The following is a 24,867-nucleotide window of genomic DNA, read 5'->3' as shown; positions in this document are numbered from 1 at the left end:
TATAATCTCACACGGTCTTTATTACAATATTTTTTGAAAATTCCAAACTATTTTTCCGCACTAAAAAAGCACCCAAATTTTGGGTGCCTGTAATTATAATAATTGATAAATTTTACTCGGTCTTCCACGGGTGGCGTTAGCCTCTTCACCAACGCATTGTGCCAACTCAACTTCGCACATATCCGCAACAATACGCCGTACATTGCGCTCTGTCATTTCAAGATGTGTCGCTAAGTCCTTTGTAGTAAAATCACTCCAGCCCATTCTTTGAACGAGAGCCGAGATTTTCTTATACGTTTTAACACTGATATTTCCGTTTTTCAACTTTTCTATAAGGGGTTTATTGTGGGTACGGGTATCATATTGCAGTTCTTTCTTTTTGCCTGGTGATTCGATAATTTTGCCATCATCTTGAATAATCACAATTTCTCGCTTCTTCATCTCTTTTGAATGTTGAATAGCACGAAAAGCATTGATTTCCGCCGAATAGGCAGTCTCACCGAAGCCAATTCCAACGGCAACGGTTGTATCTGCTTCAAACGCCAATTTTTGGATAGTATCTTCGAGGGTAATGATTTCTCGTTCAATTGCGCCGCGAGAACTAAAAATCATGTACCTCCCATTCCCTTTATCTGAAAAGGAACCATTTATTTTTTCTCCAAGTTGAATCAACATTTCTTTTAGCCGAAGTTCCAAGTACTGTAAATGATACGGAGTTTTCATTTCCTCTGCCACTTTGTTAAAATATTCGACTTCAATGATTTCAACTCCGATCTGTGTACCCTTAAAGTAGGATGTCTTTACTTTTTCAGAAAGTATTCGAAGCGTTTGCCGGATTTCCATCTTACTCATCGACATACGGTAGGCTGGAATGCCATATTCCCTTAAAGCTTCACACACGGACGGAAAACAAGAAAAAGCACCTTCTGTCTTTCCCGTATTCCATAAATTCAAGTGAAAATGTACCAATTCATCCGTATCAACCTCTGTCTCAAACACTTTCGTATAAATCTTTTTGGTTTTTATATTCAACTGTGACAAAGCTTCTTCGCTAATATTATTTGAGGACATAGTATCGATACTAAGATGCTCAATGATTTTCCCTTGTTCGTAGATCATCTCTAAAAAGGATTTATAAAAACCTGATTCCGTAGCAGGAACATGAACCATTATTTTATCTGTACTTAGTGTTTTTTTGGCAATTTCATAGGGAAGTGGACCTGAAAAGAGCCATGCATGTACGTGAGGATTATGTTCTTTTACAATATTCTCCACTTCTTCGATCTTTACATAGGGCAATGAGATGAATTCCAACACGTGTTTATATTCTTCTGCTAAGACTAAAATTTGTTCTATAGAAGTTTTTAGACCGACTAGTCCGATTTTATACATCCAGTAATCGACTTCCTTTATCATCTTTAATATATTCATGGTTCTTTGTAGAATATCCTGGTTTAACGTAAGTCATATTATCGTAAATTTTAATTCTTTTGCTGTCTAACTTTTGCTCAATTTGTATTGAGTCCTGTTGATTAGTTTTGTATGTTACTCTTGATCCTAACAGCAGCAAAAAGAAAAGAATGATAGAAATGAAATATAAAGCTGTATACACATCAACGTCAACTTTTCCCTTCAGTACCATTTTATCATGCGGCATGAAGGAAAAACACGTTGTATACGTTATTCAAATGATACATAACCACTTTTCCATCTCATTCGATTTTTAGCACAAATAATCCATTTTTATTATAAAACGATACTGATTGAAAATTATTTGGTGAAACACTTATTTTTTGGAAAACTCGTGCTGTAAACTATCGGGGGGATTGTGTTCGGGAAACCTTTGTCTTTTGAAAGAGGGTTTTTTTAGATTACTAAACTGGTTCAAGGAACTAAAACACATGAAAAACCTTGACACAACGATAGTCGGAATGGAACCCTCCGGTCATTATTGGGTGAACCTTTCAAAGTGGCTATTCAAACAAAAGATTGATGTAGTCACGGTCAATCCTCACCATGTCAAAAGAAACAAAGAAATTCGTGATAATACGAAATCCAAAAGTGATAAAAAAAGATGCCCTTGTCATCGCTGATGTAGTGAAGAATGGCTACTATGCCTTCGTTCGTTCCATTTCATAATCATTAGAAAAAACTTCGTGTCCTTATGGTCTAACCGAGATGTGATCGTTAAGCGTCTTGTAAGCTCCATCAACCAAATTAATCGCTGGGTGGATGTTGTTTTCCCGAGCTCCGTCAAGTGTTTAAAGACGTATCATGTAAAGTGGCAATCACAATCCTACCACACTTTCCTACCCCAGCTGAATTATGTTCCTTACAGCCTCAAGATATCGTAACCGGGTGGAAATTATGTATGAAGCGACATTCCAGGCATAAAAGAGCCCGTTCCCTGCTTGCATGCAGGATTGCATCTCGCTGAGGCAAGCTCTGGCACCAGAACCTTCCTTTTAACTAATTTTGGGTACCTATTTCGATAAAAAACCACGTAACATTACAAAGATTACGTGGTTTGCAAACTATGATATATTAAATTTTCACTGATTGTTCTTCTTGATAGATAATTTCACCATCAATAATAGTTGTTTCTACTTTTAAATCTTTAATTTGGTTTGGGCTGACACTTAAAATGCTGTCATTTAATATAACTAAATCCGCCAACTTTCCGACCTCTATGCTTCCTTTTATCTCTTCTTCAAAACTCGCATAAGCGCCATTCCAGGTGTATAGTTTAATAGCTTCCATTACGTTTATAGATTGATTAGCACCAAACTCCATTCCAGACTGGCTTTTTCTATTGACAGCAACATGAATTCCTAATAAAGGATTATAGTCAGTAACTGGCGCGTCCGATCCACCTGCTGCCATGATGCCACGATCAATAAAATCACGAACAGCATACATGTAATTAACACGATCACCATAGTGTTGGACATATATCTCTCCGAATTCATATGGAAATGGAGGATTTGGAATAGGAACCATCTCGAGTTTTTTCATTCTCTCTTGTAAATCTGGTGAAGAAATTCCCGCGTGCTCAATCCGATGACGATGGTTTTTTCTAGGTGATTCCTCCAAAGCCTTTTCCACACAATTCAAATAGATTTCAATGGCTTTATCACCTTGTGCATGTACAGTGATTTGATAGCCTTTTTTATGTGCTTCACCTAAAACCCGATAGATTTCTTCCTCACTATAATAAAGAATGCCATAATTGTTAGAGTCACTGGAGTACGACTCACGAGTTGCAATTGTAGGCCCGGTGCTACTTCCATCTGTAAACAATTTAACTGGTCCAACTTTGAATCTCTCATCTCCGGTACCAGTTACCACACCAGCTTCGACCATTTTATTAACAAATTCATGGGAGTTATTCACCTGACATATCATTGCATATATTCGGACACGAATATCCTTACTCTTCACAGCTTGTTGCAGTAAACGGTAACTCTCAGGACCATTTCCACCTGCCTCATGTATACTTGTTATGCCCGCTGCAACGAAATGATCTGATGCAATTTTCACAGCCTTCATCAGTTCACTTTCTGTATAACTTGCAAACTCGTTCATACTCATATTTACTGCTTCAATTAATTTTCCTGTAAGCCTTCCTGCCTTATTCTTTTCAATAACTCCCCCATTAGGATCCGGGGTGTTCTCGTTAATTTGCGCAATTTCTAATGCTTTGCTGTTCACCACGCTTATATGGCTGCAGGTACGTGATACAATAATGGGGTGTTCATCTGAAATTTCATCTAGCTCAGCGATTGTTGGATAACGCTTTTCTTTCACAGCGGTTTCATTAAAGCCCCAAGCACGTATCCATTCACCTTTAGGAGTTACTAAGGCTTTCTTTTTCAGGTCATCTAACAAAGCCTCGATAGAATCGATATGTTCAGCTTTACAACTTACCGCCAACTGATTCACCCCATAAAAAATGAGGTGAATATGAGAATCAATGAATCCAGGAAGAAGCGTTTTTCCTTTCAAGTCAATTACATCCGTTTTTTCTCCTATATAACTCTTAACCTCCTGATTTGAACCAACAACTGCGATACGATTATCTTTTATTGCTACAGCTTCGACTACTGTATTCTTTTGGTCTACTGTAATAACTTCTCCATTTATCAATACAACATCAGCCTTCATAAACACATCCCTTTCGAAATTACTCTTTTAGAGTGATCAATTCAGTATTTAGCATTCATCTGCTTAAAATTTGCCCACTTCTCATTTCACATTATTTCAGATTGATCTCATGGTTCATTTTATAATTCTTTTTCAAAGATACTGTACACTCCCATTCACAGACAAGGTCCTTAGCCAAGGAAACGACCCAGCCCTTTGTAATATGATACTTTTCTCCATCAACAGTAATAAACACTTCACCGTCTGTCACATAGAAAACTTCCTGTTCTTCTAGATGCCACGTTCCTTTATTCGGTTCTCCTACCCATGGTTCCCACGTGTCAACACCTAGTCCTTGTGCTTCTTCTGCTGTAAGTTTTTTCGCAAAAAACATGATTATCCTCTCTCTTTCTTATAGGTAATTTTGAAGGAATAGGTTTTATAAACGTACTGTCTTAACATTTGTATCTTTTAAACGTTTGAACTCTTTTTTCATAAAGTATATGGCAATGAGAAGGCCTGGAATTTCTGCAGCAGGACCTGCGTACCATATACCTTCTACACCCCAGAATTTCGGGAAAATAAATAAAAACGGGAACATGAACAACAGCATTTTGCTTACACTAATAAACGTTGCGGACCAGTTTCTCTCTTGTGCTTCGAAATAACCGGAGATAAGCAAGCTGACTGCATTAAGCGTAAACAAAGAATTGAATACAACTGTCGTCCAAATGCCCAGTTTCTGCAATTCAGGATTACCAACGGAAAAAAATGACACAATTGGATCTGCAAAAATGATTAGTATGGCTGTCACAATCCCAAAGAAGGCAACCGTAAAAATGAGTCCCATCTTAATTGCTTGTTTAACACGATCAAGGTTGCCCGCACCGTAATTATAACTAATGATCGGTTGAAGTCCTGTCATCCCACCGAGCGCTGCTAAGGCGAGCATATTTGTAATGTAACCGTTTTGAATCGTGAAAGCGGCAACGTGCAGCCCACCACCGTAGCTTTGCAGCATGTTGTTGAAGAAAATAATGGCAATAAACATCATGAACAGACTCGAGAAAGATGCAAAGCCCGTCCAAGTCACTTCACCGATCGTCTTGAGATTAATCATCATATCTTTCATTTTTGGCTTAAGTTTTGTTTTACCAAACCAGAAATAAAAGATCAGGAAAACAGGGATCGATTGAGAAATCGTATTGGCCCATGAGGAACCCATCATCCCCATGTCATACTTCGTTACCATTATCCATTCTGTAATCCCACCAACAACTGCTGCGACTAACCAACTGTTCATTGATAAAACAGGTTTTTCATCGATATTTGTTAAAACACTTAATACAACGGCCAATATCGTTAATGGTAATGAAATCCATAGCAGTCGGCTATATTGCACCGCATATGGAAGCGCTTCATCACTTGCTCCGAATAAGGTCATAATTTGCTTTTCAAAGACCACTCCAATTACAGCTAGCAAAATGGAGAAGAAAAGAGTAAACCATAAGGTTTGTCCCATAATACCTCTAGCTTCTTCGATTTTCCCTTTTCCAAGTCGAAGTGAAATGACCGCTCCGGCTCCCACACCCAAAAGAACTCCAAGCATACGGGTAATAACCATGACCGTAAATCCAATTCCAATCCCTTCGACTTCCACCTCCTGAAAGCCACTGACGAAATAGCCATCGACAACCGCTGCAACCCCTAGAATCGCGTTAGCCATAATTCCTGCCAAAGCAAATCGTAAATATAGTAACGGAATACTTTTAGTTCCCAGCAATGAATCATACGCTGGCTTATTCATTACTTCTACTTGCTCTATCTTCGATGACGGACGGTTGTCTGCTATTTTCATGAGCATGTCCCCCTATAAATAATAGATGTAGTAAGTTAAGCTCAATTAATTCGCATACCAACCTACAGGCTTGGCATGCTGGTGGATATTGATTTGCTTCGTTTCCATAAAGTGTTCCAGCCCAACAGCACCTAACACTCTTCCGATTCCACTTTGCTTATATCCTCCCCAAGGACCTTCAACATAAGCGAGATGATAACTATTAATCCAAGTAATTCCCGCACGCAATTTACTAATGACACATTTTGCTCGATCCATATCTTCAGTAAATACACCACCAGCTAATCCATAAATGGAATCATTCGCTTTTTGGATGGCATCTTCCTCATCTTTAAATTTCTGTACAACAAGGACTGGACCAAAAATCTCTTCCTTTACAATACACATATTCGCATTTACATCAGCAAAGATCGTTGGCGCAATAAAAAATCCTCGATCAAGCCCATTTTCTGTTAAGCGCTTACCACCACAAACTAATTTTGCACCTTCTTCGATTCCGCTCTTGATGTAATGTAAAACTTCATTCATATGAGGCTCGTTTGTGAGGGCTCCCATTTCAATGTTTTCGCTTTCCCCGTTGCCAACTACAATTTTGCTTGCACGCTCGGCTAATCTTTCAACAAACTTATCGTAAATGGTCTCTTGTACAAGCAAACGAGATGCAGCTGAACAAACTTGCCCAGCATTGTGGAAAATACCAAACATCGCATTCTCGACTGCAGCTTCAAAATCCACATCGTCAAACACAATAAGTGGAGATTTACCACCCAGTTCAAGTGTGATTTTTTTCATATTGCCCGCAGCTGCGCGCATAATGCTTTGGCCTGTTTTTGTTCCACCGGTAAAGGCAATCTTGTCAACATCATGGCTCTCGGCAAGCTCATTCCCAACTGTTGATCCAGGTCCCAATAGCAAGTTTGCCACTCCGGCAGGAAGTCCAACCTCTTCGATAATTTCAAATAATTTGAAAACGCTTACAGGAGTGACCTCAGCAGGCTTAAGTACAATTGTATTTCCTGCGGCGAGTGCAGGAGCAATTTGCCAAACAGCTAACATAAGTGGGAAGTTCCAAGGTACAATAAGTCCACAAACACCAATCGGTTCATGAATAATAATTGTTTCTGAAGAATCAGCACGAGTGTAAGATTCCTTTTTCATGCCTTTGATCAAGTCAGCATAATAGCGGAAGCATTGAATCGATACCGGAATATCCACATAGGTGGTTGCACGAATAACCTTACCGTTATTTGCAGTTTCCAAACGTGCAATTTCAGCTGCCTTCTCTTCAAGACGGTCTGCTATCTTATAGAGATAATCAGCTCTTTCATCAGCTGATAAATCCGACCAGATCCCGCTGACAAACGCTTTACGGGCCGCCTTGATTGCTATCTTCGCATCGTCTGCTGATCCATCAGCAGACGTTGCGATCACCTCTCCGGTTGCAGGATTGATAATGTTTCGTCTATCAGCGGATAATGCTTCTACCCATTTCCCGTCAATGAACATGTTTATTTTCATAAACAACTCTCCTTTAAGCAATAATATCTACCAGTTTAAAACCAATATGTGCTAGATTTACCAGCATGGTTTTCTGATTATAGAATGGGAATGATTTGAGGCGTTCCTTTTCAAATCGATATCCACCTGCACTTCCCGTAACGATCCATTGTGCCAATAACTTGCCAAACAATGTCGAGAGAGAAGCGCCGTGGCCCGTATAACCCGTTGCGAAATATGCGCCTTCTTTGGATTTGCCGATAACAGGGAACGTATCAATTGTAACCCCGATAAATCCACCCCAACTGAAATCAATCTTGCTTCCTGCTAGTTTTGGCATTATTTTAACCATGGCATCGTAAACACTTTGATAAACGGCATCGCCTAAGTTTGGACGAATATCGCCACCGCCGAATACGATCCGATTATCTGGTGTACGTCGGAAATAGTAAAGGAAATTGCTTGTATCAAAAACCATGCGATCTTTAGGAATGACGGTATTCACCAGTGATTCTGGAAGCTGTTCAGTAGCAATAATACGTGCCGAAATTGGCAGTACGCCTTTGTTCAGTTCATTCATGATTTTTCCGGAGTAACCATCTGTAGCGACAATAATGTCTTTCGCAATAACAGCTCCTTTTTCTGTTACAACTTTCACTCTGTTTTGACCGTACTCAATAGATAGTGCTTTCGAATGCTCAAAGATTTTTGCACCGATCGATCTAGCTGCTTCTCCCAAACCAATTGCATAATTCAGTGGCTGGAACGAGTAACTCGAATTGTCGACTAAGCAGCCATAATAAAGTGGGGAATCGATCTCTTGATGCAACTGACTTCGATCAAGCACGCTTGAATCGTACCCAAAATTTTTGTTTAAGAATTCGCTTTCATGTTTCAATTCTTCAAAATGCTTGGCTTTGTAAGCCGCCACAATGTGACCTGTCTTTCTAAAGTCACAGTTGATTTGATGCTCGCCAATGATTTTTTTAACCAGTTCAACGCTAAACAAGGAGAGATCGTTAAGCTGTCTTGCCTCGTCGGCACCATACTTTTTGGCAAGCTCCTTCATCGTGGGCTTATAGCCTGGCAATACCATCCCGCCGTTACGACCGCTGGCACCATATCCGATCGTTTCTTGCTCAAGGACAATGACACTATTCCCTAATTTTTGCAAATGATACGCAGAAGAAAGACCTGTGAAACCTGCTCCAATAATGACAACATCCGCCTCTTCATTTCCTTCAAGAAACTTTCCTTTTTCATAGCTGTTTGCAGTCACTGCCCACAGTGATAGAGTATCCATTCGATCCATCTTATCCATGCTTGTTATTCTCCTTATGTGACATGTATGCTATAATACAGTCAAATTTTATTCACAATATTCACACTTATTGAGTCCATCATATGACTTGGAGCTTCCTCCAAGTCAATAGCCATTTAAGAGTTTTTTGAATTCATTTTCGTAAAAAAGTGGAGTAACTCCACTTTCTTCAATGGGGGGCATCTATGAAAATTGGTACATTTGCAAAGCTTTTTCATGTTACCACCGATACCGTTCGTTATTACATTGAACTTGGATTATTAATACCAGACAAAAAAAACACCCAGTATCAAATGAACCAATTGTGTCTCGACGACATGGCTTTTATTACTGAGCTGAAAAAATTTCATTTTTCACTGCTAGAAATTCAACAAATTTTATCGTATCAGCGTGTCACAAACTTCTCGGACCATGAGGATATCGACTACTACAACAACTTTCTCATTGATAAAAAGAACCAGCTGACCAAGAAAAAAGAAGACATATCAAAAGCTATCCAATTGATTGAAAAAGCGGTTCAAACCAACTCGCCTTCATCCAAAGAAGAGAATTTTACAGGGGTCCCACTTTCCTTTGTAAATTTGCTCTATTGTCCGAAGTGCCACATTCCACTTGAAATGAAAGATGTGACGATTAAAAAAGTCTACATTCAAACTGGGAGTTTAACTTGTACCTGTGGATACGAGGCAGCTATCGAGGAAGGTATTATCATTACCGGGAACTTGTACGAGACGTCTCCTTATCCATCTTATTTTTACGATAAAGAAACGATTAAAGAGATCAATCCCAATATGATTAACTTATTTGAAAAAAGTAATTTTTGGTTTCAAAAAGTTCTACAAAATATAGATTTGAAAAACAAGTTAATCGTGGAAACAAACGTTGACGCTTTTGTGTCACTACCCAAATATATCGATGTTCTTGAAACGAGCGCATCCTATGTATTCAGTGGCTATTCGCTTGCGATGCTCAAGAAGGTTAGAAAAAGAATTGAGCGTATGAATCCGAAGCCAAATGTCCTTTATATTTTGAATTCTGATTTAAATCTGCCATTGAAACCGCTTAGCATCGATGTTTTTGTGGATAGTTTTACAGCAAATGATTTTTCACTGCTCAATCCGCAGTTCCCAATTCATGTTCTAAAAAACTATTTACATAGCAGTTCAACAATTGTCGGCGGGTACTCCTATTATGATAGCTCGGCCAAATCCTTGAAAAATATTTCAGCCTTATATCCAAATTCCCACGTGCATATTTTATATCCAAAATACATAGAAGAAAATATATCAGTCAACGGATTTCAAATTACGCAAATTGAAAATATCGGTTACTGTACAGATCCAGGGCCTTTTTTTGATTATCATGTAATAGACGAAAAATTCCATATGCTAATGTATTTGGCTAGTATGAAAAAATAGCACACAAAGAGGCTGGCCGAAAAGTAGGCTAGTTGACGGATGAGACAGCTCCCTTGTAGCAAAAAAAGGTCTGGTGCGAAAACCTCGAGATAATTACAAGTAATCTCTAAATTTTGGACATACTGATACTATTACTCTAATAAAGGTGCTTCAGAATGAAAAGCGAAATTTATTCAAGTGGAAACATTATCATCATGATATTTTTTTGCAAACAGTAAGATGGAAACTTTAGCTTTCGTGATTAGGTAGAAATGATGAAAGAACGGGACTTATCAGTTGCTCATACAACGATTATGCGTTGGGTTCATCAGTATGGTCTTGAATTAAACAAACGAATCCGTCGTCATCTCAAGCAAACCAATGACTCTTGGAGAGTCGATGAAACATAAATCAAAGTGTACCGGTACGATTCGAATGGAAATACCATCGATTTTCACCTAAGCAAAACAAGAAACCAAGACTGCAAAGCAATTCTTTGCAGTCTTTTCATATTTTCTGATTCTAGTGTCGTGACTGTCGATAAAAATCTAGCTTATCCTATTGTAGTTGAAGAATTGAGAAAAAAAAGATGCCATTAGGCATCCAAATAAGGCAAGTGAAATATCTCATTAAAAAGCAGGTTCGTTCGATGTTAGGATTGAAACCCTTTCGCACAGCTACATCCATTATTTCTGGAATACAAGCTATACATATGACAAAAAATGCGAATTATTCACTGGACAAGCCTGTCCAAAATCATGTGTAGTTCATCCATCTATTTGGAATTGTTCCTCTAGGAAACTTTTCGCCGCTTTATATCTTTCCTAAGTATTTGTACCGGAACCCATAGGATTATATAAACAAAATTGGATATACTTCGCCTCTGGTTGCACGGACGCTGGTATTACCCGGGTGCCGCCAGCAAAAAGGAAAGAAACACGCTAAGACAATTTTAATGGAAATAAGCTTTTTCTCCTATGCTAAAGGGAAATCAGCTTTTTTTGAACTCTTGATGACCATAACTCATGACAGAAAGAGCAGCTGTACCTAAGGATATCAAGACGAGCACACCACCAACTGTAGGGTTGAACTCGACAGAGGTTTGCTCAATGACAATTCCACCAATAAATGAACCAAAAGCAATACCGACATGGACCGCCGAATTATTTAAGGTTTGCTGGATATCCGAGGTTTCTGGTGACAACTCAATCAGATAACTTTGCATCGCTGGTGTGATCGCCCAACTTAGCATACTCCATATTACCATCAAGATTAGGAAAAGCGGTAAAGAGAAGGTTGTATAAGGGATTGATAACATAGAAACCGCAAAAAAGATAATGACAGAAATTATAGTACGCTTTGAGCCGAAACGGTCAGCCAGAAAGCCTCCAATTCCCCCGCCAACTACAGCTGCAATTCCAAAAATTAAATAGACAATACTAACCCATGTTCCATCAAGGCCTAGTTTCATTTTTAAAAATGGAGTTAGGTATCCATATAGTGTTAAATGACCTGTCAACATGACAAAGGAAGTTGCCTGGGCAAATAGAATTTTTCGATTTTTCAATGTACGTAATTGTCTTCTAATTGGAATAGAGGGTTTTGGTGCCATCCTTTCCAGAAAGAAAAACACCCCCGCCATCGAAACTAAAGTTAGGATGGAGATCATGATAAAGGGGGCCCGCCAGCCAAAAGCATTTCCAAGCATCAATCCAATTGGTACCCCTAGTACAAGAGAGGCACTGACTCCCATAAAAACAATTCCGATCGCCCTTGCACGGTATTGTTCAGTTACAATATTTGGCACCATCGTTAAACATAAAGCAATAAGCAATGAACCACTAGAAGCTGCAATGATACGCCCAAAAAGTAAAATACTATAATAGGGGCTTAAAATCGCAATGACATTTCCTAATAAAAAAATAACCAAAGTAATTAAAGTTAGCCGTTTTCGTTCCACTCTTTGTGTTACTGATAACAATATGGGCGCTGCTAACGCGAATGCAAGGGAAAAAACAGTCATAAGGAAACCCGCTTGCCCAAGACTCACATCTAAATCATTCGCGACAATATCTAGTAAACCGCCAATGATTAATTCAACCATCCCGACAACAAACGAGACAATCGCCAATAAATACACGCGTTTATCCAAATTTAACTCCTCTCTAAAAAGCAAGATAAATACCCGATAAAAAATAGCCCGCCATGTTTAGCTAGGTCTTTTCTCATTCACTCCCATACTCCTTCTAATTTTTCTCTAAAGAGTTGGCAGAACGACAAAAAAATAATTCGTGGACAGGAATCGATAATGAATCCCGCTTAGAATTTTCAATTACCTCCGGATTGGTACCCATCTTTTTTATGTACATAAATGAATTTTTCAATACTCCTTAGATTATGTTTTCTGTTATAAATATAATAGCACGATTGCTTACAAGGTCTTAACCAGTTCATTTCAACCGATTCTAGTCATTACCATATTTTTTTTGCGTACCAAGAACGTCGAGGTGTTACTTCTTTAACATATAAATTTTACGAGGTCTTCCCCGAGGTGATTGAAGTTCTTCTCCTTTGTACTCCACTAAACCACTTTCACTCAAACTACTCATAATTCTCTGGGCATTTCGAACGGTCATGGATAAATGAGAAGCTAAGTCTGAGGAAGTGAAGCCGTCCCAGCCCATACGATCAACCAATGCTTCTATCTTTTTATACGTTTTTACACTAATGTTTGCCTGATTCAATTTATCTAGCAGTTCTTTATCATTAGAACGGAAGGTATAGGCCAATTGTTCTTCTTGACCTACGGATTCAATCATTACACCATCTTCTTGGATAACGACAATTCCGGAACTGTCTTGCTTCTTCGAATGACGGATCGCCTTGCGGGCATTGATTTCTGCCGATGCAGCCGTTTCACCAAAACCAATACCAACTGCAACCGGGACATCCATTTCAAGGGCCAGTTGTTGAACAGTACTTTGCAAGCTGCCAATTTCCCGTTCAATTGCCTTTCGTGAACTAAATATTTGATAGCGGCCGTTTCCATTTTCAATGAGGGAGCCATCTAATTTTTCGCAAAATGTAAGTAATGTTTGTTTAATCTTAAGCTCCACATGCTGCAGATGATAACGAATATTAACCTCGTCCACAAATTGATCAAACTGATCAATTTCAATGATCTCTACACCTATCTGACTATCTTTAAAATAGGTGCTTTTTGCTTTTTCAATCAAAATCTTGACCGCTTGCCGAATTTCCATCTTTGTCATATTTATTTTGTAGACAGCAACATTTTCTTTCTTCAATGCCTCATATACAGATTGTAAAACGGTTAGGACAGCATGTATCTCCCCTTCCCTCCACAACTGAAGATGAAATTGAACAATTTCTTGATAATCATATTGTTCATCAAATGTTTTTACATAAATATGTTCGGTGGAAATCCCTAGCTCTTGCAGCGACTCATGCAAAAAAAAGTCTTCCAATCGAATCATATCGATGGATAACTTATCGAAAAAATGTTTTTGATCTGCAGACATTTGTAATAAACATCTATATAAACTAGATCCTACAGGAGGACAATATGTAAAATTGGCCTCTGAATCCAACATTCCTTTTGCTATTCTATAAGGAACTGGTCCAGAGAAAAACCAACCATTTACTGTACTTTGGTGATTTTTTATAATGTCCGTTACCTCACGTGCATCTTCATATGGAAAATCAATAAAATCTATTTCATGTTCAAATTCATTAGTAACATCCCGAATTTTCTTTATAGATGAAAGTGGACCTACAACACCAATTTTATACAAGTTTATTTCACCCCTACATCATACTATTAGTTTTATTATATCAAAATAACCAACCCTAACAGGGAATAAAAAATGAGCTCAAAATATAAAAGCATGTAAAGCACCGTTTGATATAAATAAACGGTGCTACTTAATATGGTTTCTTATCTATCGTGAGTACAAGAGTGACAGGACTTATTGATTTAAAGGTTTCGAATCCCAATGTTTATTTAACAATAATTACCAGAAAATATTTTCCCTTTTTTCTGAAAATTTTATTGAAATAGATTATTCTTAATTATATAATACATTTAACGAAAATAGCGTTAAATATTCGTTAAATAAAAATCAATATTGGAAGGAATTAATGAAGTTCACAAAGGATGAAAGACGGTAATTTGAGTTTATGTTTAGAGAAAAAGTTTATAAATGGAATGGTGCAAAACGCACAAACTACAAATGGAAGAAGGTTTAGGAGGAGAATGTAATGGAACAAAAAGTAATGAAAGATACAACTAATCTTCAAAATCATAAAACGGGTGGTTTTTTCAATCGAGTAGAGCGAATAGGAAACAAGATCCCCCACCCCTTTATCTTATTTATTTATATGATTGCCTTTTTATTTGTTGTAACCTCTCTCTTATCAGTCTTCCATGTTTCGGCATCGGACCCCATAAGTGGAGAGAAAGTGGAAGTTCAAAACCTCTTAAGCCGTGAAGGCATCCAATGGATTTTGCCGAATATGATTAAAAACTTTTCCGGCTTTTTACCACTGGGATCTATTTTAGCTCTTATGCTAGGAGTAGGATTAGCGGAAAAAGTTGGATTGTTAGAGGTTTTGATTCGGAAAATGTCGTTAAAAGTCTCAGGGAAATACGCTAGTTATTTAGTTGTATTTGTTGCCTTTTTTAGTCATGTTTCTTCTGATGCTGCGCTTGTTATTATGCCTCCACTTGGTGCTTTAATTTTCCTTGCTGTAGGACGTCACCCTGTTGCCGGGTTGCTTGCTGCCATCGCTGGGGTTGGTTCAGGTTTCACTGCCAACTTATTAATCGTCACAACAGATGTCTTGCTTTCAGGAATTAGTTCGGAAGTAGCGAAAGGCATGAATGCAAATTTGACCGTTAATGTTACTGATAACTGGTTCTTCATGGCGACTTCCGTTCTCGTACTCACGGTAGTTATATCCTTGATTACAGATAAATTTGTCGAGCCGCGCTTAGGAAAGTATGAAGGTAGCGGTCAGCATAAAAAATTGGAGCAATTAACGAAGCAACAAAACAAAGCACTCCTGGCTACAGGTATTTCAGCATTGATTTTTATAGCTGTTATGGTCGTTCTAGTCGTTCCAGAAGGAGCCCTATTACGAAATCCAGAAACTGGAGCCATTCTCCCCTCTCCATTCATGTCTGGAATTGTCGCAATCATCTTACTCTTCTTTTTTACAGTTTCCATTACTTATGGAGTTAAGGTGGGAGCAATCAAGAAACAAAATGACATTCCGGAATTATTGGTGGACCCAATTAAAGGAATGGCCGGATTTATTATTATGGTTTTCCCGCTTTCCCAGTTTGTCGCTTGCTTTAACTGGAGTAATATGGGTAAATTTTTGGCTTTATCCATCACAGATCTCTTGGAACAGCTAAACATAGAAGGTGCACCTGTCCTAATTGGGCTAATGTTCTTATCTGGACTTCTTTCCATGTTCATTGCTAGCGGATCTGCAATATGGTCTATATTGGCACCCGTTTTTGTCCCAATGTTCATGGTATTAGGCTATCATCCTGCCTTCGCCCAAATGTTGTTCAGGGTAGCAGATTCATCTGTACTGCCATTGGCACCTGTATCTCCATTTGTCCCACTATTCTTAAGTTTCTTACAAGAGTATCGAAAAGATGCAAAACTAGGAACTTATTATTCTCTTATTTTGCCTTATCCGATTATCATCTTCATCATTTGGACGCTATTGGTAGTCGTTTGGTATTTCCTTGGCCTCCCAATTGGTCCCGGAGTATATCCGAAATTACCGTAATTTGAAAAAGTCTCAAGCGCCCCGCATGCCCCTTATCCGACTTGAGGGGCTGGGCTGCTTGGTCTGGACACCAAATCGTATTATATGAATTATCATCTAATAAATTAGGAGTGAAACGAATTGGATATTATTTCTTTAAGACGTGATCTTCATCAACATCCAGAAGTTGGCTTTACGGAATTTCGAACTGCTTCAAAGGTAGTAGAAGCACTAACTTCTCTGAAATATAACGTGATATTTGGAAAAGATGCTTTAGATGGTGATTCTCGCCGCGGAGTCCCCCCTATAGAAGTATTAGAGGAAACATTTAATAGAGCATTACAAGATGGCGCCAACCCTAAAATCCTCCAAGAAATGAAGGGTGGATATACTGCCGTCATTGGTTTATTAAAAGGAAAAACTGATGGCCCAACCGTAGCTTTCCGCTTTGATATGGATGCATTGCCTGTTACGGAAAGTACTGATTCTGACCACTTCCCGCAAATGAACGGTTTTCGTTCCAAATATGAAGGGAATATGCATGCCTGTGCACACGATGGCCATACAGCAATTGGCTTAGGACTTGCTGAAAAATTAGCGGATGGGAATTTTGCAGGAACGGTAAAGCTTATTTTTCAACCTGCTGAAGAGGGAGTACGCGGTGCCTATTCAGTTGTACAAAAAGGGATTTTGGATGATGTGGATTATTTATATTGTCTGCACCTTGGCACAGATGTCCCCCTAGGAGAATTTCATGGTGGTTCTTCCGGCTTTTTAGCAAGTACGAAAATGGCTGCCCATTTTCATGGGGTATCTTCTCACGCAGGTGCTTCTCCGGAAAAAGGGAAAAATGCATTGTTAGGAGCAGCCACCGCATTATTAAATATACATGCTATTCCAAGATTCAGTTCAGGTTCTACCCGCATAAATGTAGGTATTCTTAACGGAGGAACAGCCGCTAACATTATTCCTGCGTATGCAAAAATGGTCATTGAGACCCGGTCTGTATCTGAAGAAACAAATGCTGAAGTGGAGCAACGTGTTCGAAATATCGTGGCTCATAGTGCAGGTATGCATGAGCTTGAACATGAAATTGAAATCATAGGTCAAGCAATTACGATTCGTTGTGATCAAGAACTTGTCGAACTGGCCATGGAAGAAGCCAGGAATGTAGATGGTTTTTCAACAATCAAAGCATGCAGGGAATCCGGTTCTGCTGGTAGCGAAGATGCAAGTTTTATGATTCGAAGAGTACAGGATAATGGCGGGAAAGGGACATATATGATTATTGGGACTGATATTCCTGCACCACATCACCACCCTAAATTCGATATTCAAGAAGAAGTTTTACCAAGGAGTGCAGAACTTTTGAATTTAATTGCAAGACGCCTATTAAAATAATTCTTCAGAATATATATAGGAAGGAAAGAGTGTAAAATGACACATGTAAATAGATTATCGGAAATCATTGAACAAAAAAAAGAAAAATTCATTGAAGTCAGTGACTGTATATGGAATTTTGCGGAAACACGCTTTGAAGAATATCAATCTGCTGAATTGCTATGCAGCACGTTAGAAAACGAAGGATTTTCTGTTGAAAAAGGTGTTGGAAACATAGAAACGGCATTTATCGGTAGCTTTGGAACCGGTAAACCTATTGTGGCAATCATGGGAGAATTTGATGCGCTGTCAGGTATGAGTCAAAAAAAAGCTACAGCTAAACAAGAGCCAATAGTACAAGGTGAAAATGGCCATGGATGTGGTCACAATTTACTTGGTACGGGATCTTTAGCTGCAGCTGTTGCAGTGAAGGATTATATGGAAGAGAATCATATAAATGGGACAGTTCGTTATTATGGATGTCCAGGAGAAGAAGGCGGATCAGGTAAAACCTTCATGGTCAGAGAAGGTTTGTTCGATGACGTTGATTTTGCATTTTGTTGGCACCCACTAGATGTTAACGGCGTTATGTCGATGGATTCGCTTTCCAATTTCCAAGTGTATTATAAGTTTAAAGGCAAAAGCTCTCATGCAGCAGCATCACCACATTTGGGACGGAGTGCTTTAGATGCCGTAGAACTTATGAATGTTGGCGTGAACTATTTAAGAGAGCATATTATTCAAGAAGCAAGAGTCCATTATGCAATAACGAATTCAGGTGGATTATCGCCTAATGTTGTCCAACAAGATGCAGAAGTTCTTTATTTATTACGAGCTCCGGAAGTTTCACAAGTTCAAGATATTTACTTGAGAGTTTGTAATATTGCTAAAGGAGCTGCCCTTATGACAGGAACTGAATTAGAAATCGTTTTCGATAAAGCCTGTTCCAATGTTATCCAAAACAATGTGCTAGAATCCGTCATGTACAAGAATTTTCAAGAATTAGGTATTCCACAACACGATGATAAGGAAAAACAGCTTGCCAAAGAAGTCCGCGCTACCTTAACCGAACAAGAAAGGAACAGTACAATCAATCCTTTTAAAGATAATCAAGATGATGCATTGGCAAATTGGTTAGAACCCATTGAGGGCTTCCAAGCGCCATTAACAGGTTCCTCGGATGTGGGAGATGTTAGTTGGATCGTTCCTACTGCCCAATGCACAACAGCTTGTTTTGTTCTTGGGTCACCTTTGCATAGCTGGCAGTGGGTTACACTGGGATCAACATCCATTGCCCATAATGGAATGCTTCATGCTGGCAAGGTTATTGCGGCAACTGCAGTGGAAGTACTTCAAAATCCGGAATTAATTGAAAAGGCAAAAACGGAGCTAAAAGAACGATTAAAAGGGAAAAGCTATGTCTCCCCTATTCCGCAAGATGTAAAGCCTTTAGTTAAAAGATAGACTAGATTGGTGAGTTGCAGTAATCTTCAATTGTCCGTAGATATATGGTAATTTAGTTCATGGAAACTTATTATGTATAAAAAGGGGTTCGGAAAACATATCTTTCATCAAAAGATGTTCCCAAACCAACACCTTCAACTCCTCAAGTATGGGTTTTATCTATATGTTAGAACAAAGTTGATTGGAGAGAAAGGTGCGAGACTCCTGCGGGAAAAGTGCGTCTAGGGAGACCCCGCAGGCGCAAGCCGAGGAGGCTCGCGGACCGCCCGCGGAAAGCGAGTGCCTGGATCGGAAATCTACGTCCAAATTGTACAAGCCATAAAAAAACTGTGGTAAACTCGATTTCTTCGAATTTGTCTACAGTCTCAGGGATCTTCGATTGGAAGGTCCCTTTTCCATTTTGGCTTTATATTAACTCCCGGAAACCTCTAAGTGTCATAAAAATTTATGGTAAAAAAGCTTATCCCATCACATTCAACAGATATCCTTCAATTTCTTGCTTTCTTTTTAAAATAACTATTACCTTTTCAGGGTCACTCTTTTGAAGATCCGCAAATCTGGCTTTCATTTCTTTCTTGCGAGGAAAGTAGGTGGTCATGATAAATTTAATAAACTGCCAGTCTAATTTTTCATTGCAGCCTTTGCCCATATCCGGCCTTGTTTTACCTATATTAGACAACCAACGTTTTATAACCCGGTAAAGGCAAACACGGAGAGGAAGTTCTAAATAAATAATCGTATCGGCAAGCTCCGAACGTAAATTAAAAGAATTACTATAGTTGCCCTCCATTATCCACTTGTCATGACTCAATACCTTCTTCTGGGCAGAAATAAAAGCCTCTAAAGGAGCCTCCACCCAGCCAGGCCTCCAGTAGAATGTATCCAAATGATATACTTCGATATTCAAATGATCTCCAAGCCTTGTTGCAAAAGTAGATTTTCCGACACCCGCGGACACTCCGATAACCATGATACGTTCCATTGATATACCATCCACTCTCCCCTTTTATGTTCATAAGAAAAGGCGACCCTTCTTGAAGAAGAATCGCATCAGTTTTAGAAAATGAAGTATGGTTGCTGCGGTGTCCTGTCAAAGAACAAGCCAGCCTTACATTTTATCTCTATTAAATCAGATGCCCTAAATGTTTCTTTACCTCGTAATCAACAAGTTTTTCATCTTTCTTAATTCGTGCCAGATAATCCGGGTTGGCTATAAGCGGACGGCCAATCGCCGCAACGTCAATGATGCCTTTTTCCAGTGCTGCTTCTGCTGTTTCAGGATCAAGCCCGCCCACACCGACTATGATTCCATCCCAGTGGCTGCGTACCAATTCATGCATGGTCAATCCTCTTGCAATCGGTTTGGTAAATTCCATCGTGGATGGGTGAATCATTTTGACTCCTGTTTCATTGAACGCTTCAATAAATGTTTGGATCGCTTTTTCAGGGTCTTCCCACATGTAAGACGGCTGGTCAATTTTCAAAGCCGAGAAACGAATAAGGGTACGTTCCACTCCAACCGCATCAATAACTGCTTTTAGCACTTCCTTCATAAATGTCAGACGCTGTTTTAAATCACCACCGTACCGATCGGTCCTTTCATTGGAGGTGTCAGAATTGAACTGGTCTATTAAGTAGCCATGTGCACCATGAATTTCAACGCCGTCAAAACCAGCAACCATTGCATTCTTTGCAGCTTGTTTATATTGGTTCACAACTTCTGCAATATCCGTCTCTGTCATTTCTTCAGGAGTGTCAAAAGGTTTGCCGAATCGTGAAACCTTACCTTCTGCAGCGATAGGTGACGGAGCCTGCGGAGGAAGTCCTCCTGCAATTTCATGGTGACTTGCACGGCCCACATGCCAGATTTGCGCAATAATCGTTCCGCCTTCAGCGTGTACTGCTTCCGTTACTTTTTTCCAGCCGTTGATTTGCTCTTGAGTATATATACCGGGAACTCCAGGATTGCCCTTTGCTCTTGGTGAAATCACTACACCTTCAGTAATGATAAGTCCGATTCCATCTTGAGCCCGTTTTCGGTAATATTCTACGGTCAGGTCATTCACAACACCAGTTTCGTTATCGGCAAACGAACGTGTCATAGGAGCCATAGCCGTTCTTGTTTTTAAGTTCCATGCACCTATTGTTACAGGTTCAAACATTTTGGTTTTTATTGTTTTCATATAAGTTCCTCCCGTTAACCGCTTTACCTGAGCTAAATTTTAGTAACTTTCATTGTGTAAGATTATCCGATAAGTGGTTAATTTTCAAATAATTCACTCTGATTTTAGCGCTTTTGATAAAATATGGTAATAAAGACCAATGAAAAAGCCAGACAGAGAAAATTACTTTCCCTGCTGGCTAATTTATTTTTCTTCATTAATATCTTATTAGTCTCGTGCTCTTCTGATAAAAAAAGACACGATCAAACCAATGATTGCAAGGACAAGACCGAAAATAAAGGCATCTTGAACGCCTGCAGTCAATGAACCGCTAATGGCAGATGGATCGAACGGATCTTCTGCATTTGCCATATAATTTTTTTGGGATGCTGACATGATTGTAATGGCAACGGTTGTACCGATAGCCCCTGATACTTGTTGCAATGTATTCATTAGAGCAGTTCCATCCGGATAAAGATTTTTCGGCAGTTGATTCAGCCCATTTGTCTGGGCCGGCATCATGACCATCGAAACACCAATCATAAGGAGGGAATGCATGACGACTACCATAATGATCGTCGTTTCAGTCGTTACATTCGTCAAGGTCCATAACATGACAATCATGATAATGAAGCCAGGGATCACTAACCCTCTTGGCCCGAACTTATCAAAAATGCGCCCCGTAACCGGAGACATGATACCATTAAGCACTCCACCCGGTAATAGTACCAGCCCAGCAGAAAATGCAGCTAATGCAAGTCCGGTTTGCAGGTATAGCGGTAAGAGAATCATTGATGACATGATGATCATGAAGGTGATGAAGACGGTTATTAAACCAAATGTGAACATCGGGTATTTAAAAACGCGCAAGTCAATCATCGGTTTATCCATGTTGAATTGTCTTACAGCAAACAGGAAGAGCGCTATAAGTCCGACAATGATAGAGGAAAGAACTATCGCATTGCTCCATCCTTGTTCTCCGACAATACTAAAGCCATAAACAATTCCGCCAAAACCAATGGTTGATAAAATAATGGATGGTACGTCAATTTTAGGTTTGGTGATTATTGAAACGTTTTGCATATACTTGAGACCGAATAGTAAAGCGATCACAAAGAACGGCAAAGACACCCAGAAAATGTAATTCCACTTCAGGTTTTCAATAATCAAACCTGAAACTGTCGGCCCGATTGCTGGGGCAAACATGATCACCAGCCCCATCAATCCCATCGTCGCTCCCCTTTTATGGATAGGGAAAATCAATAAAATGGTATTGAACATGAGAGGCAATAAAAGACCCGTTCCGATTGCCTGGATGACACGGGCTAGCATCAAGATGCCGAACCCAGGTGCAATTGCTGCAATTAGCGTCCCAATGATGGAGAATACCATTGAGGCAATGAATAATTGACGAGTATTGAACCACTGAATCAAGAGTCCCGAAACGGGAACCAATATCCCCAATGTTAATAGGTAACCCGTTGTCAGCCATTGCACGGTGGAAGGACTGACATTGAACTCTTGTATTAGATCACCCAGAGCCATGTTTAATGCCGTCTCACTGAATAACCCAATGAACCCTGCAATTAAAAATGCAATTAAAATGGGAGTCGTTCTAATGACTGGTTTTTGTTGCTGTGTTGCATCTGTAGACATAAAATATTTCCTCCAATTACTAACTGTTCGACCTAAGCTTAAGATAATTTTTTCGTATGACTTATTTATTTATCAGCAATAATGGTATCTGTTCGGCAATGGCTTGGAGAGGTTCCCCGCTTTTCGCCGTTAAGGATAAAAGGATACCGCCTTCAATCAAAGCATTAATTACGATACTCAATTCTTTTGCCCGTTTCTCACTGAATTCCGCCTCGAGTAATTTCTTCACATATATGGATTGCCAATCTTCTATCGCTTCTTGGCAGGCCGTTCTTATCTGCTCACTCGTCGTATATGTTTCCGCTGCAATCGTTCCGATTGGCAGTCCTAATAGATTTTCACTATCCCCAAATACCTCGGATAATTGAAAAATATGAGCCTGAATGGCTTTGATGGGGTCATCGATTTCATCAAAGCCTCGTTGAATTTCATCTATCACGAATTCTTTAGTATGAATTATCGCCTCTATCGCCAATTCTTCTTTGCCTTTCGGAAAATAATGATACAGAGAACCTTTTGGGATTCCACTTTCCTCAATAATGTCTTTAAGCCCTACACCATAATATCCACGTATTCGAAAAAGTCGGGAAGCAGCTTCAATAAGAATGTCTTTAGAGTTTCGTTTCTCTGCCATAGCTGGATCACTCCTTGAATTATATCAACCGGTCTATTAGAGACTATACTTGTATATCATTGTTTTGTCAAAGATGATACTTATGTATGCATTGAATATGCGATTGAAACTCATTGGAAACAAAAAAGAACACCTCCTAATGGTGTTCTCTGCAAGTTTAAAAAATCGTGAAAATCAATACCTTCTTAAACAACCCGGCATTTTTTAAAACGCTTCCATTATTAATCAAACACATCGTCCTGCCTCAATATCTTCAAGGATTCTTGTCATGATTTTTGAAATCAAGAATAGCAATTACAAACATGCCAAAGCTTAGCATCAGGGAAATAACTTCGAAAGTACCCATTCATACATCGCCTCCTTATATCCAGCTTTTCCTGATCAGAGATTGTCCTATACAAAAAAAAGATGAAGCAGTGGCTTTTAAACAAAAAATAAGCAAACCCAATAGGGTCTGCCCTTGTACTCCATTCGAATTTCTTTTCAAAAGACCGATTACTGTTAATAACCAAGTTTTTTTTCTACAACGTTCATTAAGGGTTTACCGTCAGAATAAAGCTTTAAATTTTTCAGGAATAATTCCATAACACGATCTAGGTGTTTGGAAGAGTTGTAAGCATTATGTGGGGAAACCATGACATTTTCCAGCTGCCAGAAAGGATGGTCCTTAGGTAAAGGTTCTACTTCAAACACATCTAGAGCCGCTCCTGCTATGTGCCCATTGCTCAAGGAATTAATTAAATCTTCATCAACAATCGTATTACCTCGGCCGACATTAATTACATAGCTGCCCTTTTTCATTTTATTTAAGCGTTCTTTATTAAAAAAGTATGATGTATCTTTTGTAAACGGAAGGGCCAAGACGACAAAGTCGGAACTGGAAAGGACCTCATCCACTTGATCCATTCCCATTATCAAATCAGCAGGTTCATATTCCGTGTTCCTCTTGGAGGGATTCCGGCGGCACCCAATAACGGTCATACCAAGTGCTTTACATCTCTTTGCTATCTCATAGCCAATATCCCCATACCCAATTATCCCCACTGTCGCATTCTCGAGATCTTTCACAGGAATTTCAACCCAAGTTTTGTTTATTTGATTTCTGATCATTGTCGGTACACCTCTTGCTAATGAAGACAGCATCGCAATTGTATGCTCCGCTATTGGGACAGATGTGCAGCCTTTGACATTGGTGATGATGACATCGCTGTTTTGTATATCTTCATTCAGCATGGCCTCCACTCCAGCAGTGTCTGAATGGACCCATTTAATATTTGGAGCTTTTTTTATAATGTTAAGATTATCATGAAGCCCCAGCGTATAAATGACATCAAACTTCGATAGATCATCTGTTGGTTGTGGTTCAGGTTCACCGAACTCCCATGGCTCGACAACAACTTCTGAACAAATCTCCTTAAACTGATTGATGTATTTTTCCGGTATATCGACCCTGATATAGAGTGAAGGTGCTGTTTTCTTAGAATCGGACATTATAAAACCTCCTCAAGAACCTACGATACCCTTTTCCCTCTTTTATGGGAAAACAATCC

Annotated in this window: 18 protein-coding genes and 2 pseudogenes; 6 read left to right on the top strand and 14 right to left on the bottom strand. The window is 39.2% G+C overall.

What is annotated here, in order from left to right; all coding sequences use genetic code 11:
- Nucleotides 1-93: 93 nt before the first annotated feature.
- A complete protein-coding gene (locus ACWF5P_RS20600; RefSeq protein ID WP_452445220.1) occupies nucleotides 94-1,392 on the bottom strand; it encodes a hypothetical protein in 1,299 nt (432 codons plus the stop codon).
- Nucleotides 1,393-1,803: 411 nt separating this feature from the next.
- Between ACWF5P_RS20600 and ACWF5P_RS20595 the strand changes: the two are divergent.
- Nucleotides 1,804-2,413, top strand: a pseudogene (locus tag ACWF5P_RS20595) (IS110 family transposase); the annotation flags it as partial.
- A gap of 131 nt (nucleotides 2,414-2,544) precedes the next feature.
- Here ACWF5P_RS20595 and ACWF5P_RS20590 read toward each other — a convergent pair.
- From ACWF5P_RS20590 to ACWF5P_RS20570, 5 genes are all read right to left on the bottom strand, one after another.
- On the bottom strand, nucleotides 2,545-4,164 hold the full coding sequence (locus tag ACWF5P_RS20590) for an amidohydrolase family protein (RefSeq protein WP_434167838.1): 1,620 nt from the start codon (nucleotides 4,162-4,164) through the stop codon (nucleotides 2,545-2,547).
- 91 nt (nucleotides 4,165-4,255) lie between these two features.
- Nucleotides 4,256-4,537, bottom strand: a complete 282-nt coding sequence (locus ACWF5P_RS20585; protein WP_434167839.1) for a cupin domain-containing protein — start codon at nucleotides 4,535-4,537, stop codon at nucleotides 4,256-4,258.
- A 45-nt stretch (nucleotides 4,538-4,582) separates the two neighbouring features.
- Nucleotides 4,583-6,001, bottom strand: a complete 1,419-nt coding sequence (locus tag ACWF5P_RS20580; RefSeq protein WP_434167840.1) for an MATE family efflux transporter — start codon at nucleotides 5,999-6,001, stop codon at nucleotides 4,583-4,585.
- Between the two features lie 45 nt (nucleotides 6,002-6,046).
- Nucleotides 6,047-7,519 (bottom strand): aldehyde dehydrogenase family protein, encoded by a 1,473-nt coding sequence (locus ACWF5P_RS20575; RefSeq protein WP_434167841.1) that lies wholly within the window; start codon nucleotides 7,517-7,519, stop codon nucleotides 6,047-6,049.
- 13 nt (nucleotides 7,520-7,532) lie between these two features.
- On the bottom strand, nucleotides 7,533-8,819 hold the full coding sequence (locus tag ACWF5P_RS20570) for an NAD(P)/FAD-dependent oxidoreductase (RefSeq protein ID WP_452445216.1): 1,287 nt from the start codon (nucleotides 8,817-8,819) through the stop codon (nucleotides 7,533-7,535).
- A gap of 185 nt (nucleotides 8,820-9,004) precedes the next feature.
- Between ACWF5P_RS20570 and ACWF5P_RS20565 the strand changes: the two genes are divergently transcribed.
- Both ACWF5P_RS20565 and ACWF5P_RS20560 read left to right on the top strand, forming a co-directional pair.
- The gene (locus ACWF5P_RS20565; protein WP_434167842.1) at nucleotides 9,005-10,237 is read left to right on the top strand and encodes a MerR family transcriptional regulator; all 1,233 of its coding nucleotides are present in this window, start codon (nucleotides 9,005-9,007) and stop codon (nucleotides 10,235-10,237) included.
- A gap of 145 nt (nucleotides 10,238-10,382) precedes the next feature.
- Nucleotides 10,383-10,982, top strand: a pseudogene (locus tag ACWF5P_RS20560) (IS6 family transposase).
- Nucleotides 10,983-11,207: 225 nt separating this feature from the next.
- On the opposite strand, the gene ACWF5P_RS20555 reads toward ACWF5P_RS20560, so the two are convergent.
- Nucleotides 11,208-12,368: an MFS transporter gene (locus ACWF5P_RS20555; protein WP_434167843.1), complete on the bottom strand. Its 1,161-nt coding sequence runs from the start codon at nucleotides 12,366-12,368 to the stop codon at nucleotides 11,208-11,210.
- A 358-nt stretch (nucleotides 12,369-12,726) separates the two neighbouring features.
- Nucleotides 12,727-14,031, bottom strand: coding sequence for a helix-turn-helix domain-containing protein (locus ACWF5P_RS20550; protein ID WP_377412996.1), 1,305 nt, complete (start codon nucleotides 14,029-14,031; stop codon nucleotides 12,727-12,729).
- A 481-nt stretch (nucleotides 14,032-14,512) separates the two neighbouring features.
- Between ACWF5P_RS20550 and ACWF5P_RS20545 the strand changes: the two genes are divergently transcribed.
- The 3 genes from ACWF5P_RS20545 (at nucleotide 14,513) to ACWF5P_RS20535 (ending at nucleotide 18,865) form a co-directional block, all read left to right on the top strand.
- Nucleotides 14,513-16,042, top strand: coding sequence for an AbgT family transporter (locus tag ACWF5P_RS20545; RefSeq protein WP_434169729.1), 1,530 nt, complete (start codon nucleotides 14,513-14,515; stop codon nucleotides 16,040-16,042).
- 120 nt (nucleotides 16,043-16,162) lie between these two features.
- Nucleotides 16,163-17,422: an amidohydrolase gene (locus tag ACWF5P_RS20540; protein ID WP_434167844.1), complete on the top strand. Its 1,260-nt coding sequence runs from the start codon at nucleotides 16,163-16,165 to the stop codon at nucleotides 17,420-17,422.
- 36 nt (nucleotides 17,423-17,458) lie between these two features.
- Nucleotides 17,459-18,865 (top strand): M20 family metallopeptidase, encoded by a 1,407-nt coding sequence (locus tag ACWF5P_RS20535; RefSeq protein ID WP_377450457.1) that lies wholly within the window; start codon nucleotides 17,459-17,461, stop codon nucleotides 18,863-18,865.
- Between the two features lie 460 nt (nucleotides 18,866-19,325).
- On the opposite strand, the gene ACWF5P_RS20530 is transcribed toward ACWF5P_RS20535, so the two are convergent.
- The 6 genes from ACWF5P_RS20530 to ACWF5P_RS20505 all read right to left on the bottom strand — a co-directional run bounded on the left by ACWF5P_RS20530 (nucleotide 19,326) and on the right by ACWF5P_RS20505 (nucleotide 24,808).
- Nucleotides 19,326-19,847 (bottom strand): topology modulation protein, encoded by a 522-nt coding sequence (locus ACWF5P_RS20530; protein ID WP_434167845.1) that lies wholly within the window; start codon nucleotides 19,845-19,847, stop codon nucleotides 19,326-19,328.
- Between the two features lie 142 nt (nucleotides 19,848-19,989).
- Nucleotides 19,990-21,048 (bottom strand): alkene reductase, encoded by a 1,059-nt coding sequence (locus ACWF5P_RS20525; RefSeq protein WP_101223382.1) that lies wholly within the window; start codon nucleotides 21,046-21,048, stop codon nucleotides 19,990-19,992.
- 207 nt (nucleotides 21,049-21,255) lie between these two features.
- Nucleotides 21,256-22,683, bottom strand: coding sequence for an MDR family MFS transporter (locus ACWF5P_RS20520; RefSeq protein WP_101223383.1), 1,428 nt, complete (start codon nucleotides 22,681-22,683; stop codon nucleotides 21,256-21,258).
- 61 nt (nucleotides 22,684-22,744) lie between these two features.
- The gene (locus ACWF5P_RS20515) at nucleotides 22,745-23,317 is read right to left on the bottom strand and encodes a TetR/AcrR family transcriptional regulator (protein WP_137019904.1); all 573 of its coding nucleotides are present in this window, start codon (nucleotides 23,315-23,317) and stop codon (nucleotides 22,745-22,747) included.
- Nucleotides 23,318-23,570: 253 nt separating this feature from the next.
- Nucleotides 23,571-23,663 carry a putative holin-like toxin gene (locus ACWF5P_RS20510; protein ID WP_220126990.1) on the bottom strand — a complete coding sequence of 31 codons (93 nt, stop codon included), beginning with the start codon at nucleotides 23,661-23,663 and terminating at the stop codon, nucleotides 23,571-23,573.
- A gap of 155 nt (nucleotides 23,664-23,818) precedes the next feature.
- Nucleotides 23,819-24,808: a D-2-hydroxyacid dehydrogenase gene (locus tag ACWF5P_RS20505; protein ID WP_434167846.1), complete on the bottom strand. Its 990-nt coding sequence runs from the start codon at nucleotides 24,806-24,808 to the stop codon at nucleotides 23,819-23,821.
- Nucleotides 24,809-24,867: the final 59 nt, after the last annotated feature.

Source organism: Peribacillus sp. NPDC055009 (genome assembly GCF_053608705.1).
Note: the sequence above shows the minus strand (reverse complement) of the source record. Positions and strands in the feature narration are given on the sequence as shown.